The sequence below is a fragment of the Halomicrobium urmianum genome, assembly GCF_020217425.1.
Lineage (GTDB): Archaea > Halobacteriota > Halobacteria > Halobacteriales > Haloarculaceae > Halomicrobium > Halomicrobium urmianum.
Genome location: NZ_CP084090.1, coordinates 3,079,699 through 3,095,146, shown reverse-complemented (window position 1 = coordinate 3,095,146; position 15,448 = coordinate 3,079,699). Strand labels below are relative to the sequence as shown.

Sequence of the window (15,448 nt, the reverse complement as noted above, 5' to 3'; positions counted from 1 at the left end):
GAACGTTATTGAACACAATGGTACGACGGAGACAGCTACACAAACCAGTCCGGCAAACTGATCAAGAAAAAGAAGGTACAAAAATTTCGAACAGAACTACATAAATGCGATAAGCGACAATGTTAGCATCCATAGTTTAAAAATACACCCTAAAAATAAGTCAATGAGCCTCTCCTATATTGTAAATACTGGTGAAAATCCTACAAATAATCCAGAATTATATATTATAGTAGGGTACGCAAATGTAGCTGAGTCATACCATACTACGGATAATTCTAGTTATTTTGATGAGGACTGGTTCCAAAATACGTCAATGTAAATGCAGTCACGCCAAAAGGTGAGGTCTATCGTAGCGGATATGTGAATATGAATGGGCATATGAATTGAAACTAGGTTCGGGGTGGGATACATCTAAAGTTAATGACGGGACTGCCTATGCTCTCAAATATTATAACACCACAAAAATTGGACCAGCTCATCCTGAATACGCAGGGAGCTAATTTTATGAGGATTAGCAAATGGCGGTCGAACAAACGCTATCCAAACTGTTTTGAGTTCTCCTCACCGTCGTTCGGACGATGACTGTACGAGTTGGCGTTCTGGGGGCGACCGGTGCGGTCGGGCAGCGGCTCATCCAGCTGCTTGATCCCCATCCGGACTTCGAACTGGCGGCGCTGACGGCGAGCGAGTCGAGCGCGGGGAAGACCTACCGCGAGGCGGCCAAGTGGCGCGTCGACGCACCGATTCCGGAAGACGTCGCGGAGATGGAAGTCGCGGCGACAGATCCGGGCGAGGTGCCGAACGACGTCGACCTGATCTTCTCGTCGCTGCCGTCGAGCGTCGGCGAGCGCGTCGAGCCCGGGTTCTGCGAGGCGGGCTACGTGGTCTCGTCGAACTCCTCGAACGGTCGGATGGACGACGACATCCCGCTGACGATTCCCGAGGTCAATCCGGACCACCTGGATCTGCTGGAGGTCCAGCGCGACGAGCGCGGGTGGGACGGCGCCATGGTGAAGAACCCGAACTGCTCGACGATCACGATGGTGCCGCCGCTGAAGGCGCTGGACGACGAGTTCACGCTGACCGACGTCACGGTCTCGACGCTGCAGGCCGTCTCGGGCGCGGGCTACTCCGGCGTCTCGTCGATGGAGATCATCGACAACGCCATCCCGCACATCGGCGGCGAGGAGAAGAAGATGGAGACGGAGTCCCGGAAGCTGCTGGGTTCCTTCGACGGCGCGGAGGTCCACCACCACGAGATGGACGTCGCGGCGTCGTGTAACCGGATCCCGACGCTGGACGGCCACCTCGAGAACGTCTGGACCGACACCGAAGCGGACGTCACCGTCGAGGCGGCGGAGGAGGCGTTCCGCTCGATGACGGGCGTCGACCTGCCGTCCTCGCCCGAGCAGCTGATCAAGGTCTTCGACGAACCCGACCGTCCCCAGCCACGCCTCGACCGGAACGTCGAGGACGGCATGGGGGTCGCGACGGGCGGCGTGCAGGAGACGACCGACGGCGTCCAGTTCAACTGCCTCGCGCACAACACGATGCGCGGCGCCGCGGGCGCGTCGGTGCTGAACGGCGAGCTGCTGCTGGACCAGGGTTACCTGTAGGACCGGCGGCTTTTTCTTTCGGCGTTTCGTTCACGGTTTCAGTTCGATGGTTTCCCGAGAGACGCAAGTCCAAGTCAGCGTGGCGATCGGTACGCTCGCGCTGGCGGTCGCGGTCGACGCTTCAGGTGTTCTCTCCGTGACGCCTTGGTGGCTCGACGCGGCCTTAGCGGCCGCTGCGTACGGACTCCTCCTCGGAGGCGCGCACCTGTACCTGGCACTCAGGGGCGAGAACGACGCAGTACCGGTGGCGTCTCGGTGGCGGTTTCTGACCTACCTCGCCGCCATCCTGGTACTGGGTACTACGGCTGGACTGGCCGATAGGCTAACGGCCGTGACTGGCACACTGCGAAGCGTGATGTTCTGGGCGATGGGCGCGGTGACGGTAGCCTACTTCGTCACCGAGGGAGTCGCCGCGTACCGCGATACACGGCCCTGATCAGGAGAGGTCGATCTGGTTCCGGAGGTCGTTCCACTCGCCGGTCTCCCTGGCCTGGCGGACGTTCTCGGCGACGATGTCGGCGGTCCGCTGGTAGTACTCGGGGGTGTGGCCGGAGCAGTGGGGCGTGACGAAGACGTTCTCGAGGTTCCACAGCGGGTGGTCCTCAGGCAGGGGTTCGGGGTCGGTGACGTCGAGCTGCGCGCCCCGGATGTGGTTGCTCCGGACGGCGTCGACGAGGGCGTCGGTGTCGACGACGGGGCCGCGGGCGACGTTGACGAGGACGGCGTCGGGGCGCATCGTGCGGAGGACCGGCGCGTCGACGAGGCCCTCAGTTTCGTCGGTGAGCGGGCAGGCGAGGGCGACGTACTCCGCGTCGCGGACGGCCTCGTGAATATCGTCGAAGCCGTGGACCTCGTCGGTCGGGCCGCCCTTCTCCGGCGTGTAGCGGACGCCGACGGTGTCGACGTCGAAGCCGTCGAGGCGCTCGACGATGGACCGGCCGATAGCGCCGAGGCCGACGACGGCGACGGTCGAGCCCGCGAGTTCGTGCGAGCGCAGGTGGCGCCACTCCCGCTTCTCCTGTCGGCGGCGCGCCTCGAAGAAGCGGCGGGCGAACGCGAGGAAGGCGCCGACGACGTGCTCGGCGACGTTCGGGCCGTGGACGCCGGAGGCGGTGGTGACGGCGACGTCGCGCTCGGCGAAGGCCGAAAGCGGGAGGTGATCGTACCCGGCGTAGACACCGGCGAACAGTTCCAGATCGTCGGCGTACTCCAGAAGTTGCTCGTCGAAGACGACGCCGGTGGCGACCGGCGCGTCGCGGATGGCCGCCCGCTCCTCTGCGGGCGTCCGGGCGACCGTGATCGATTCGTCGGGGAGGCGCTCGCGGAGGGCCGCGGCGTACTCGCCGACGTCGATGCCGTGGACCTTCTGTCGGAGGACGAGGACGTCCGTCGACTCGCCGTCGTGCGTCCCGGGCATGTGGGTGGCATTCGCGGGCACGGAGAAAACGCTGATGGCGTGGACGGGCGCGATGGCGCAGGTGGCCGCGCGTCACCGTCCGAGGTCCTCGGCTGATGCCGCCATCGCCGGGCCGCAGAGAGGGGATTTTAAGCCGGAGGGCGATAGGGGAGGGGTATGGAGCGCGTTGACGTCGCGATCGTGGGCGGCGGTCCGGCCGGGAGCTCGGCGGCTCGCGCGGCCGCATCGGCCGGGGCCGACGCGGTCGTCCTCGAGAAGGGGGTGCCACGGTCCGATCGGGACGGGCTGGGCCCCGACTCGACGGACGCCGCCGGGCTGCTGGACTACTGGATCGATCTGATGGAGTTCGATCCCGACGAGTTCCCCGAGGAGGTCGTCCTCAGCGAACTCGACGGGGCGGAGTTCCTCGGTCCCGAGGAGTCGGTGCTGCTCTCGAACACGGGCATCGACGCCGAATACGAGAACTTCGGACTCACCTTCGACCGGGCGAAGTTCGACGACTGGCTCCGCGAGCGGGCAGAGGACGCCGGCGCGGAGTACCGCGTCGGCGCGAGCGTCACGGGCGTCGAGACGGACCTCTCGGGCGGCCACGAGCACGCCGTCGAGATCGCCGGCGAGGAGGACGTCGTCGCCGACTACCTGATCCTGGCGGACGGTCCCCAGCGGACGATCACGGGCCGGGTCCTCGATCGGTTCCTCTCGGACTCGTTCTCGGATCGGATGGCCTCGACGGAGGTCAACCACATCGCCTACCAGGAGCACCGCCGGATGCCCGAGGAGCTGTTCGAGCCCGAGTACATCAAGTTCTGGTGGGGGGTCATGCCGGGCCACACCGCCTACCCGTGGATCTTCCCGAACGACGACAACGTCGCGCGGATCGGGCTGACGATGCCCATCGGCCTCGACGTCGACGACTACGACGCCAGCGAGTGGGCGCTGCTGCGCGAGGACGACGACCGGATCCCCCGCGGAGCGGAGTACGTCGAGCGGCTGCTGGAGCGGGAGTTCCCGGCCTACGACCTGGAGGACTTCCCGCTAGTCGAGGACCGCGGGAAGTCCGACGGCACGGAGACGTACTCCATCTCCTCGACCCGGCCGATCGACTCGCCGACGGCGGCGGGCGTCGCCGTCGTCGGCGGCGCGATGGGGACGACCTCGGCGTTCCACGAGGGCGGCGACCACGTGGCCGTCCGGACCGGAAAGATCGCCGGCCGACTGGCTGCCGAGGACGCCCTGGGCGAGTACAACCCCCGCTGGAAGGCGGCCATCGGCGAGGAGATCCTGCGGAACGTCGCGATGGCCGACGTGGTAGAGGACTTCGGCCCGGACGACTGGGACCGGACCTTCGCGACCGTTCGGCGGATGCTGGAGGTCGACGGCTCGCAGTGGCGGCAGGGACTCGCCGCCGGCCTCCACGGGCTGAAAGTGGTCGGTTCGTACAGGTGGGCCAAGCGCGGCTACCGGAAGAACGGCCTCGCCCAGATCAGCGAGGACGAGTACTCGATCCGCTGACCACGGGGCGTTCGCCGCACCGCAAGGGCTTACTGCCGGCGACGCCTTCGAACGACTGCGTGCCTCTAGTCCCCGCCCGAGGCCCGTCTACGGGACGATGACAGCGCGGCGAACCCGGGCACGCGATAGTCGAAGTGACTGTGGTGGCCTCGCCACCCGCCCGGCACGAGGGTTTCCCGGCCGACACGGCACGCCGCCGCGGATGACGCCGGTCGTTAGTGTTTCGGGCGACATTTTCCACCGCCCTGAGACGCGTCTCTGGCGAGACGACGACGCAGACACGACGCGCTTCGAGCTCTGAGGGGCGTTCCTGGCGCGGCGACGTCTGAACAGTGGCAGCGACGCGTATCTAACTGGTCACTACCGCTAACAATCCGAGAGACGAATCACGCGACATGGAGAACGCCGGTGGCGACGAAGTGGCGACTCGCGGCGAGCGATCGCCCGTGCGAGGGACCGGCCCCGAAGCAGCGACCGTTCGCCGGGGTGCGCCGTGGTCAGGAATCGCGAGCGCGAAATCGTCCCGGAACTGACCGGACTGATTCGATCAGATGCTCCCGGGTCGCACCAGTCAGTCGGGACGCCTCGGCGACGCGGTCGAGTTCGGGCTGACCGTCGTCCGTAGCGTCAACGACCACGAGCTACGGTATCCGGCGGCGGCGTTCGCGTACTACGCGTTCGTCTCCTTTCTGCCGCTGCTGGTACTGGCGGTGGCACTCCTCGGCGAGGCGGCGACGGCGCAGCTCCAGTCGGTGACGCCGCGCCTGCTGACGCCGGCGGCCCAGGAGCTGGTCCGCGAGTCGCTGACGACGGCGTCGGGGCGGGCCGGCGCGACGGCGCTGGCCGTGCTGGCGCTTGCGTGGGCGGGCGCCAACGTGGCGGTCGACTTCCAGACTGTGGTCGAGCGCGTCGAGGGCTGGGAGGAGGTGCCGCTGACCGAGCAGCTCCGCGACGCCGTGGAGATACTGATCCTGATGGGACTGCCCGTGGCTTCGATCGTTCTCGCCGGGGCCCTGTCCATCCCGCTGGCGGAGATTCCCGGCGCGGCGTTCGGGTGGTCGTTCGCGCTGCTCGTGGCGCTGACGGTCGCCTTCCTGCCGCTGTACTACGTCTCCTCGCACGTCGTGACCTCGGCGCGCCAGGCGCTCCCGGGCGCGGTGGTCGCGGCGGTCGGCTGGACGGCCCTGCTCACCGGGATCCGATTCTACGCCGTGAACGCGACCCAGTACGCCCTCTACGGCGTCCTCAGCGGGATCATCATCGTCCTCACCGGGCTCTACATGGGCTCGCTGGTCCTGATGACCGGCGTCGTCGTCAACGCCGTCGCGGCCGACGGCGAGGCGGTGCCGGCCGAGCGATGACCGTTCCGGGCCGTCCACAGCCACGGCGGACGGCCGTCACCGCGACCGCATACCTGTTAGGAAACAAAACATTTCGGCCTCCGGGCCGTATATCGCCTATGTCACGGCCCGACGTGGACGACGTCATCCGGATGGCCGCCCGAGAGGAGAAGGAGGTCGCGTCCGACCTCCGACAGACGTTCATCTCGGGGCTCGTGTTGACCGTCCCGTTCCTGATTACGGTCCTCGTGCTGCTGTGGGCGCTGAACGCGGTAACGAACGCGCTGGCTCCGCTGGCCGACGCGATCGGCATGCTCGGGCCGTTCGACGGGCTCGGGCGGTTGATCGTCGAGTCGATCGCTGCCGGTCTCGTTCTGGGATCGATACTGCTCGTCGGTCTGGCGGCCCGGCACGGCCCCGAGACCCACGTCGGGGACCGGGTCGACGCGGTGATGGAGGACCTCCCGGGCGTCGGATCCATCTACAGCAGCGTCGAGCGGATGAGCGCCGTTCTCGTCGAGGGGGACACGGAGAGCTTTCAGGAGGTGAAACTCGTCGAGTTCCCGCACGAGGGCAGCTACGCCATCGCCTTCCTGACCGCGGACACGCCCGAGGTGATCCAGACGGTCGCCGGCCACGGGGACATGGAGACTGTCTTCGTCCCGATGGCGCCCAACCCGGTGATGGGCGGCAACCTCGTCTCGATGCCGGCCGACCGCGTCCACGACGTCGACCTCACCGTGGAGGAGGGGATGGAGGCCATCATGTCGACGGGTCTCACCCTCGACGAGGCGGCCCGGGAGGAGGCGGACCGTGCGGAGGACGCCGCCGACGGTGCAATGACGGACGGAAATACCGGGGACGGGAGGGTGTGAGAGCGTTCCGTACAGCGAGCGCCGGCCGGCGTCAGGTCTCCCGCTCGCCGGCCTCCACGGTCGTCTCCAGCCAGTTCTCCTCGGGCGGGAACGGGCAGGAGAACGTCTCGCTGAACGCACAGAACGGGGTGTACGCGAGGTTGAAGTCGAGGGTCACCTCGTCGCCGTCCGCCAGTTCTCCCTCGGGTTCCAGTTCCATGTAGCGGCCGCCCTCGTAGGTCTCCTGGCCGGTCGTCTTGTCCCGGATGGGGACGAAGACGGACTCGCTGTCGTCGGTATCCTGACGGTAGCCGTGAAGTCGCCGACGCTCGCCGTCGAGTTCGAACTCGAAGGTGACGACCCGGAGGTACCGGACCGCTCGCCCGTCGCTGGTGTCCATCTCGACAGGGTCGGGGTCGTCGTGGACGGTGACGGTCGCCGCGACGCGGTAGTCGGGGTCGGGGTCGTAGTAGTCCAGGCCGTCGAAGGCCTCGCGCTCGTCGGGCGGGATGGGCGACTGGCGGTGCTCGGCGAAGAAGCGGTCCTTCTCCCGTCGGTTCTCCCTGAGACGCTCGGCCCAGTCGTCGATGTCGTCGGCCATGGACGGAGATAGTCGGCGGGGTCGTTTCAGGCTGGCGGAGCGGGGTTCGAGGGTCTCGCCCGACGGGGACGGCCGCGACGGATAGCAAACCGTTTTTTCCGGCGGCCCCAATCACGGGTATGAACGTTCGACGGGTCGAGAACCTCGGACCGGGGGAGCGGCGGGCGCTGTTCGAACGCGACGCCGGCGTCGAGGCTGTGCGCGACGACGTGGCCGACATCGTCGGCCGCGTCCGCGAGGAGGGCGACGTCGCAGTCCGAGAGTTCGCCGAGGAGTTCGACGGCGTCACCGTGGGCAACGTCGAGATAACGGACCAGATCGAGCGGGCCTACGATGAGATAGACGACGAGACCCGCGAGGCCATCGAGGCCGCGGCGGCGAACATCCGCGAGTTCCACGAGGCCCAGCTGCCCGAGGACTGGCGCGAGGACTTCGGCGGGCGCTCGCTGGGGCGGCGCTTCCGACCCATCGAGAGCGCCGGCGTGTACGCGCCCGGCGGTACGGCGGCGTACCCCTCCAGCGCGCTGATGGGCGTCGTCCCGGCGAAGGTGGCCGGCGTCGAGCACGTCGCCGTCGCCACGCCGCCGGCCGACGAGATCAACCCCGTGACGCTGGCGGCCATCCACGCCGCCGGCGCCGACGCAGTCTACCAGATCGGCGGCGCGCAGGCCGTCGCGGCGCTGGCCTACGGGACCGAGACGGTGGACGCCGTCGACAAGGTCGTCGGGCCGGGCAACCGCTGGGTGACCGCGGCGAAGGCCGAGGTGCGCGGCGACGTGGCCATCGACTTCCTCGCCGGCCCGTCGGAGATCCTCGTCGTGGCCGACGAGACGGCCGACCCCGAGTACGTCGCGGCGGATCTGGTCGCCCAGGCCGAGCACGACGAGAACGCCTCTGTCGTCGCGGTGACAGACGACGAGGACACCGCCAAGGCCGTCGCGGCGGCCGTCGAGGAGCAGGCCAGCGGCCGGGAGCGCGAGGACGTCGTCCGCGGCGCGCTTTCCAGCGACGCCTCCGGCGTCTTCCTGGCGCGCTCGATGAGCGAGGCCGTCCTCTTCGCCGAGGAGTACGCCGCCGAGCACCTCTCGATCCAGGCCGAGAACGACGAGGACCTGCTGGAGCGGATCCCCTCTGCGGGGTCGGCGTTCCTCGGGCCCTACAGCCCGGTCGCGGCCGGCGACTACGCCAGCGGGCCGAACCACGTGCTGCCGACCGGTGGCGCAGCACGGCTCGTCGGCGGGCTCTCGGTCGACACGTTCCTCCGGTCGACGACGGTCCAGCGCGTCTCGGAGGACGGCCTGGCCGACCTCGGCGAGACGATCACCACGCTCGCGGAGGCCGAGGGACTGGAGGCCCACGCCGAGAGCGTCCGGCGGCGTCTGGACGACTGAGATGCCGAGCGGCGACGGCGTGGCCGACGCGCGGGTGCTCGACGTGCCCGCCATCCAGCGGGTCGCCCGCCGGAGCTTCCACGCCGCCTACGACGACCTGCTGGGCGAGAGCCTCGTCGACGCCGTCCTCGCCGACTGGTACGTCACCGAGCGCGTGCGCGAGCAGGTCCGCGACCCGGGCATCGCCTTCGTGGTGGCCCGACTGGGCCGGCGAGTCCGCGGGTTCGCCGACGTCGTCGACCACCCCGACGACCCCGAGGGTGCCTTCCTCTCGCGGCTGTACGTCGAACCCGGCGTCTGGGGCCAGGGCGTGGGATCGCACCTCCTGTCGACCGTCGAGGACCGCGCCGACGACCGCGAGTGGCTCGAACTGACCGTCCTCGCGGACAACGAGCGAGCGATCGAGTTCTATCGCGACCGGGGCTTTCGCGAGGTCGACACCACGACGACGCGGCTGGCCTACCACGAGATCGAGGAGCGGGTCTTCCGCGAGGAGCTGTAGTCGGCGACCTCGACCGGCAACGGGGCGGCCGAACCGGGACTGGCAAGGGGAGACGCCCGAACTGGTTCGGGCAACCGGCGTCCACGCGAACACAGTGAGCGCGGGCTCGGAAGACGAGTGGAGCGAGCAGCGGCTCGAGGGACGAGCAGAGCGAGTCCGTCGGCGTCACCGTTAACACTGCGGGTCGCCTGGGTGGACCTATGAGCGAGACAGCGGACCCCGACCCCGAGGCGGGCGCGGACGGGATCGACGTCACCGAGGCGGCCGCCGGCGAGGCGGTCGACCTCATGGACGGGGAGGACATGGACCTCGAGGAGGCGGGCCTGCGGCTGTTCGTCAAGCAGGGCGGCTGCGCCGGCCTCTCCTACGGGATGCGGTTCGAGCACGAGCCCGACGACGAGGACCGGATCTTCGAGCGCCACGAGCTGCGCGTGTTCGTCGACCCCGCGAGCCTGAACTACGTCGAGGGCTCGGTGCTGGACTTCGAGGGCGGGCTGCAGGGCGAGGGGTTCCACGTCCGGAACCCCAACGTCGAGAGCGAGTGCGGCTGCGGCGAGTCGTTCCGGACGTAGCGCCGCCGAGACGCCCGCTCTACTCCTCTAGCTCGAACGCGACGACGACCTCCGCCTGGTACTCCCGGTCCTCGACGCTGGCCAGTTCGACGCCGCGGTCCTCGACCTCCGCCCACATGAGGTTGTCCAGCGTCTCCTGGGCGCGGTCGATGGCGTCGTCGACGGCCTCCTCGAAGCTCTCCTCGCTCGTGCCGATCAGCGTGATCTTCTTGAATACCATACACGACATTGAAACGCTACGATAATTAACACTTTTGGCGGTGAGCGGTGAGGAGCGGGACGTCGCGCCGCGATCGAAGGCGGCGGCGTCAGGATCGCCAGTAGCTCGGCGTCAGGACGACGAGCACCGAGATGATTTCCAGGCGACCGATCCACATGAGGAAGACGAGATAGAACTTGGTCGCCGGCGTGAACCGCTCGTAGCTGCCCATCGGCCCGACCTCGCCGAAGCCCGGTCCGATGTTCCCCAGCGTCGCCAGCGCGACGCTGGCGGCCTCCAGCGCGGACAGCGAGAATTCGTCGACGCGCTGGGCGTCGAGGAAGATCAGGACGGTCGAGACGGCGAAGATGCCGAGGAAGATCAACACGAACGAGAACACGCCCCGGACCGTGTCCTCGTCGATCACCCGATCGCCGAAGCGAATCGGCCTGACCGCCTCGGGGTGGACCGTCGTGAACAGCTCTCGCCGGCCGGCCTTCGAGATGGCGACCCAGCGGATGATCTTGATCGACCCGGCGGCGGACCCGGCGGAGCCGCCCAGGAACATGGCGAAGAACAGCGTCACCTTCCCGAGGTCGCTCCAGGTGTTGAAGTCCATGCTGGCGTACCCGGTCGTAGTGACGATGGCGACGGTCTGGAAGACGGCCTGCCGGAGGGCGTTCTCGGCGTTACCGACGACCGCGTCGATCCGGTCGGGTACGACGTCCATCCCGACGCCGACGTACAGCATCGCGGCGACCAGCGCGGAGACGACCGCCATCGACGCGACGTACCAGCGGAACTCGGTGTTCTCGGCGAGTCGGCGCGGCCGGTTCTGGAGGACGTACCAGAACAGCGCGAAGTTGGTCCCGGCGACGATCATGAAGGGGACGACGGCCCACTGTATCGCCGGCGTGAACGCCTCGACGCTGCGTGCCTCGGGGGAGAACCCGCCCGTCGGCAGCGTCGTCAGCGCGTGAGCGACGGCGTTGTACAGCCCCATGTTCGGGGCCAGGCCGGCCAGGTGCAGCGCGTAGTAGACGGCAGCCGCGAGCAGGGTCAGCGCGGCGTAGATCTTCCACAGCGCCGCGGCGGTCTCGCGGATCCGCGGCGTGAGCTTCTCGACGTCCAGCCCCGGCGACTCCTCGCGGATCAGCTGGGCGCCACCGACCGAGAGGTCGGGCAGGATGGCGACCATGAGGACGACGATGCCCATCCCGCCGAGCCACTGGGTGAGCTGTCGCCACAGCATCATCGCGTGGCCGTGCGTGTCGACGGAGATGCTGTCCATCACCGTCGCGCCGGTGGTCGTGAACCCGGACATCGACTCGAACAGCGCGTTGGGGAACGACGCGATGCTCCCCTCACCGGCGATCAGGTACGGGAGCGTGCCGACGAGCGGGACGGCCAGCCACGAGAGCGCGACGACGAGGAAGCCCTCGCGGTGCCCCAGGTCCGGATCGGGACCCATGCGCCTGAGGACGACCCCCAGTCCGCCCGAGACCGCCATCGTCGCAAGGAATGGGACGGGCGACTCGCCGTAGAGGACGGCGAGGACCACCGGGACCGTCAACGGGACCATCAGCAGCAGGAGGAGACTGCCGACGAAGTGGAGCGCCGATCGATAATCGACGTAGGGGGAGCGACTCATGCGTCGGACGTATCGGAGAAAGCGGCTGCACGGGCCTTCATACTGTCGACTGCGGCCGTCGGCCGGGATCTCCCGTCAGTCGTCCCGCTCCGCCAGTCGCTCAGTGACCGCGCCGACTACGTCCGAGAGGTGGGCCGTGCCCCACGTCGCGACGATGACGGCGCCGACCAGGTCGAACACCAGATCGAGCATCGTGTCCTCGAGGCCGTACTGGGTCAGCACCGCCTGGCCGCCGGTCATCGACGCCAGTCCGCCCACGGCGAACTCGATGACCTCCCAGAGGACGCCGAAGGCGGCGACGAACAGCAGGACGAACACGAACACGAAGCGACGCGGGAGCTGGACCACGTCGGAGTGGCGGTCCAGTGCGCGGACCGTGATGTACCCGGCCGCGGCGACGATGGACGACGAGAGCGCGTGGGTGACGTGGTCGTACCCCGTGACCGTCCGGTAGAAGTTCTGCTCCGCGCCCGGCAGGCCGACGGTGCCCAGCGCGTGGAGCCAGACGGCGGCGGTGATCCACAGCGTCAGCGCCGGGTCCAGCGGCACGTCGTAGTCGCGCTCCAGCAGCGGCGGGAGCTGGGCGACCGCCAGCGCGATGGCCGTGTTGAGGACGATACCGAAGTTCCCTCGTTCCAGACCGATGAACAGCATCCCGACCAGCGACAGCTCCATGACGTACGTGATCCGGACCTGCCACTCCGGGCCGATCCCGAGCCGGTCGCGGACTCTCACGACCGCACCTCCGGGACCTCGGTGGGGACCCGATCGCTCGGGTGGGCGTACCGGCGGACGTACAGCGTGAACACCAGACCGGCGACGACCCCGGCGGCGGTCGAGGCGACGAACTCCCACATGAGCGCCGTCTTGATGGCGTGTTCGCTCAGTTCGGGATCGAGCATAAACGTCGTCCCCAGCAACTGATCGATGCCCCACCTGGCGACCGCCCAGACGCCGGCGGCAGCCGTCGTCGCCACGACGACGAAGACGACGGCGAACGAGTCCGACATCCGCACGGTCGTGAACACGTGCAGTTCGACGGCGATGATCAGCGCCACCGCCGCGACGGCGAGGTACGTGGCGATCTGTCCCATCATGTCCACCCGGGTCACGGCTCCGCCCAGCACCGGCAGCGCCGCCAGCGCGGTCACCTCCCAGGGGAGCATCGCCAGCGGCTCCCGCAGCGCGACCGGCGGCAGGACGGCCAGTCCGGCGACGACGAGCGCGAAACCAGCCCACAGCACGTCCCCCCGGTAGATGCTGGTCCCGGCGGCGACGGCTACGAGGGCGATCAGCGCCCACGAGAGCGCGGCGTTGGTCCGCGCACCCCGCATGAGGTCCCCGATCTCGCGACTCATGGCGAATTCGTTGCGGTTCGACCGCCGAAAGCTTACCGGGACGGTGGGGGACGCGACCGCCGCGGACAGGTCAGCCCACGGCGAGGTGCGCCGCGAAGTACGCGGCCCACGCGACGGTGACCGTCGCCAGCCCGGTCGCGGCGGTCCGCCGCCAGTGGAGTTTCCAGTACGAGTGGGGCGTCAGGCCGACGACGCCGACGGCGATGACGGTGAACACGAAGTGGTACGACGTCCCCAGCGTCGGCGCGGGGAGCAGCAGCGCGGCGGCGCCGTACCCGACGCCGAGCAGTGCCCGGCGGTCGATGTGCTCGCGGAGCCGCCACTCCGTGAGCCAGAAGTAGACCGCGAGCGCCAGCCACACCGTCGTCAGTTCGATCGCGAAGGCGGCCAGCAGGTGTAGCGTCGGGTCCGGATGGAGGACGATCCGCTCCGCGACGAGCGTCGCGTCCAGCGGGTAGAGAAAGCCCGGCGGCTCGCCGGTGAACAGGTCGCCGAAGGGGTGCGTGACGGTTCCGACGAGGCCCGTCGCGAGCACGGTCGTCGGCGAGCGTCCGAGCCGGCGGGCGAACAGCGCGATGCCGATTCCGCCGGCGGCGTAGACGGCGGTGATCACTCCGGCCAGCCCGCCGCTGCGCAGGGCCACTGCCGCGGCGAGCCCCCCGATCAGCAGGCAGCCGAGCACGGCCTGGCGGGCCCTGACCCGCGACGTCGTCTCGACGTCCCCGAACGCGTGGATCGGCGCAGACGCGGCGTGCCAGAGAGCGACGCCGGCCACCACGGCCGCGCTGACCGGCAGGGAGTGTGTCGGACCGCGGTGGACGACGTTGCCCGTCTCCCAGAAGGCCGCCGCGGCGTCGAAGGCGCCGGAGACGCCTCCGAGCAGCCCCACCGGGCCATAGAGGATGTCGAGGTCGGGCAGGGTCGCGAAGAGACCGGCCAGCAGGCCGGCGTACAGCGCCGCACGCCGGTCGCTGCCCAGCCACCGCGCTCCCGCCGCGACGAGCGCGAAGGCCAGGAGCCCGTGGCCGACGAACATAGGCCGGGCTTGGCCGGGAGAACGTATAAGGCGTTCGTGCCGGCGCTACGCGCGTCGAGCGGTATCACAGCGCCGCTCACTCGGTGGCGTCGGGGCTCCGGGTCGCTTCGTTCCCGGTCGCTCAGTCCGAAGCGTCGGTTCGCTCGGCTCCGAGGTCGTGACGGCGCCACTCCTCCTCGATGGCCGCGTTATAGTAGCAATTGAAACTATTTACACATCTCGAGTGTGTCAGTGCGTGCAATTGCTACTATAGCCCGGACGACGACGTCGCCGTCGACCCGCAGGCGGGTCCTCCGGAGTTCGATGGCCGCCACCTCGCCGGTCAGGTCGCCCGCCGTGACGGTGTCGCCGACGTCGAAGTCGGGATCCCGCAGGAGGGAGACGCCGGCGACGGCGTCGGCGATCATCCCGGAGAGGGCGTAGGAGACCCCCAGCACGAGAAAGCCCGTGGCGGTGCCGAGCAAGGCGGCGATCAGGCTCAACCCGACGAGCGAGAGGAAGAGAGCGCGGCCGCGAACCACAGGAACGCGGCGACGACCGTGGGGAGAAACTGACGGCACACCGGCGAGTCGCCCGGGAGCGCCCGGGCGAGCAACCACCGGACGACGACCATGATCGCCGTGATCGTCACCGCGGCGATGGCGAGAAAGACGAGGCCGGTCAGGACTCGCGGGACGGCGACGGCCACGTCGGCGACGAACTGTTCGACGGCGTGCTCGACGACGCCGATCCGGAGCGTGGAACCCACGAGGGCAGAACCGCCCTAAAGAGTCGGGGCGCGGACCGCCCCCGTGATCGGGGTGTAAAGATACAGCAGAGACGACGTGCGGCCGATCCGCACGGTCGGGGCGACGGGCGATCTACGGAGGAAACAAGCGATTGCCTCGGGGTCGTCCAAGACGGCGGAGCCGTCTCGTGATGACGGGAGAGCTTCGCTCTCTCGAACCACTTGACCCCGAGGCGGCTCACGACGTTCTTCGATAGACCTCGTAATCGCCGTCGTCGTCGACACCGATGACCGCCCACTCGTAGTCGGGATCGGCCAGTGCGACGGAGCGATACGTCCCCGCGGCGGCGTCCGATTGCGTTACGAAGCACCGAAAGCGTCCGTCGGTCGGGACGGCCGACGGGTCCGGGTCCGGATCGAGCTTGACGCTGACGGTGCGCCACTTGCGCTCGGCCCGGATGTCGGTGCCGTCGCGGGACACGCTGTACCCGAGATCGTCGAAGATCGACTCGGCCTGCTCGGCCAGTGATGTGGTAACGGCCCCCATCTGAGAGAGTTTACCACACGCCACATCTTAAGCGTTTCCACGTTGAACGACAGTGATACTTCTGCGCCGGATCGAGCGGTCGCGTCACGGAACCGACCGGCCGGCGGCGTCACGGGCGACCAGCG

At 68.4% G+C, this 15,448-nt stretch carries 16 protein-coding genes and 1 pseudogene; 8 read left to right on the top strand and 9 right to left on the bottom strand.

Annotated features, from left to right (window positions below; translation table 11 throughout):
- Positions 1–578 precede the first annotated feature (578 nt).
- Entirely contained in the window at positions 579–1,616 is a 1,038-nt protein-coding gene (gene asd, locus LCY71_RS15585) for an aspartate-semialdehyde dehydrogenase (protein WP_225334062.1), read from the top strand.
- Between the two features lie 79 nt (positions 1,617–1,695).
- Positions 1,696–2,052, top strand: a complete 357-nt coding sequence (locus LCY71_RS15580; RefSeq protein WP_225334061.1) for a hypothetical protein — start codon at positions 1,696–1,698, stop codon at positions 2,050–2,052.
- Here the strand turns inward: LCY71_RS15580 and LCY71_RS15575 are convergent, their stop codons facing one another.
- A complete protein-coding gene (locus LCY71_RS15575) occupies positions 2,053–3,033 on the bottom strand; it encodes a D-2-hydroxyacid dehydrogenase (RefSeq protein ID WP_225334060.1) in 981 nt (326 codons plus the stop codon).
- 156 nt (positions 3,034–3,189) lie between these two features.
- Between LCY71_RS15575 and LCY71_RS15570 the strand changes: the two genes are divergently transcribed.
- The 3 genes from LCY71_RS15570 (at position 3,190) to LCY71_RS15560 (ending at position 6,760) form a co-directional block, all read left to right on the top strand.
- Positions 3,190–4,545: an NAD(P)/FAD-dependent oxidoreductase gene (locus LCY71_RS15570; RefSeq protein ID WP_225334059.1), complete on the top strand. Its 1,356-nt coding sequence runs from the start codon at positions 3,190–3,192 to the stop codon at positions 4,543–4,545.
- A gap of 551 nt (positions 4,546–5,096) precedes the next feature.
- Positions 5,097–5,906 carry a YihY/virulence factor BrkB family protein gene (locus LCY71_RS15565; protein WP_225334058.1) on the top strand — a complete coding sequence of 270 codons (810 nt, stop codon included), beginning with the start codon at positions 5,097–5,099 and terminating at the stop codon, positions 5,904–5,906.
- A gap of 98 nt (positions 5,907–6,004) precedes the next feature.
- Entirely contained in the window at positions 6,005–6,760 is a 756-nt protein-coding gene (locus LCY71_RS15560) for a DUF502 domain-containing protein (RefSeq protein WP_225334057.1), read from the top strand.
- Between the two features lie 31 nt (positions 6,761–6,791).
- On the opposite strand, the gene LCY71_RS15555 is transcribed toward LCY71_RS15560, so the two are convergent.
- Positions 6,792–7,340 (bottom strand): DUF1684 domain-containing protein, encoded by a 549-nt coding sequence (locus LCY71_RS15555; RefSeq protein ID WP_225334056.1) that lies wholly within the window; start codon positions 7,338–7,340, stop codon positions 6,792–6,794.
- A gap of 119 nt (positions 7,341–7,459) precedes the next feature.
- On the opposite strand from LCY71_RS15555, the gene hisD reads away from it, so the two are divergent.
- From hisD to LCY71_RS15540, 3 genes are all read left to right on the top strand, one after another.
- Entirely contained in the window at positions 7,460–8,731 is a 1,272-nt protein-coding gene (hisD, locus tag LCY71_RS15550) for a histidinol dehydrogenase (RefSeq protein WP_225334055.1), read from the top strand.
- 1 nt (position 8,732) lies between these two features.
- Positions 8,733–9,233, top strand: coding sequence for a GNAT family N-acetyltransferase (locus LCY71_RS15545; protein WP_225334054.1), 501 nt, complete (start codon positions 8,733–8,735; stop codon positions 9,231–9,233).
- 200 nt (positions 9,234–9,433) lie between these two features.
- Positions 9,434–9,805, top strand: a complete 372-nt coding sequence (locus LCY71_RS15540) for a HesB/IscA family protein (protein WP_225334053.1) — start codon at positions 9,434–9,436, stop codon at positions 9,803–9,805.
- 19 nt (positions 9,806–9,824) lie between these two features.
- Here LCY71_RS15540 and LCY71_RS15535 read toward each other — a convergent pair whose 3' ends face one another.
- From LCY71_RS15535 to LCY71_RS15505, 7 genes and pseudogenes are all read right to left on the bottom strand, one after another.
- On the bottom strand, positions 9,825–10,025 hold the full coding sequence (locus LCY71_RS15535) for a dodecin (protein ID WP_225334052.1): 201 nt from the start codon (positions 10,023–10,025) through the stop codon (positions 9,825–9,827).
- A gap of 88 nt (positions 10,026–10,113) precedes the next feature.
- On the bottom strand, positions 10,114–11,655 hold the full coding sequence (locus LCY71_RS15530; protein ID WP_225334051.1) for a TrkH family potassium uptake protein: 1,542 nt from the start codon (positions 11,653–11,655) through the stop codon (positions 10,114–10,116).
- A gap of 75 nt (positions 11,656–11,730) precedes the next feature.
- On the bottom strand, positions 11,731–12,390 hold the full coding sequence (locus tag LCY71_RS15525) for a DUF2238 domain-containing protein (protein ID WP_225334050.1): 660 nt from the start codon (positions 12,388–12,390) through the stop codon (positions 11,731–11,733).
- Positions 12,387–13,013, bottom strand: a complete 627-nt coding sequence (locus tag LCY71_RS15520; protein ID WP_225334049.1) for a hypothetical protein — start codon at positions 13,011–13,013, stop codon at positions 12,387–12,389. Before LCY71_RS15520 ends, LCY71_RS15525 begins: the two co-directional genes overlap by 4 nt.
- Before the next feature lie 70 nt (positions 13,014–13,083).
- On the bottom strand, positions 13,084–14,049 hold the full coding sequence (locus LCY71_RS15515) for a metal-dependent hydrolase (RefSeq protein ID WP_225334048.1): 966 nt from the start codon (positions 14,047–14,049) through the stop codon (positions 13,084–13,086).
- A gap of 206 nt (positions 14,050–14,255) precedes the next feature.
- Positions 14,256–14,797 (bottom strand): annotated as a pseudogene (locus LCY71_RS15510) (mechanosensitive ion channel domain-containing protein).
- A 217-nt stretch (positions 14,798–15,014) separates the two neighbouring features.
- Positions 15,015–15,323 carry a DUF7116 family protein gene (locus LCY71_RS15505; protein ID WP_225334047.1) on the bottom strand — a complete coding sequence of 103 codons (309 nt, stop codon included), beginning with the start codon at positions 15,321–15,323 and terminating at the stop codon, positions 15,015–15,017.
- Positions 15,324–15,448 lie beyond the last annotated feature (125 nt).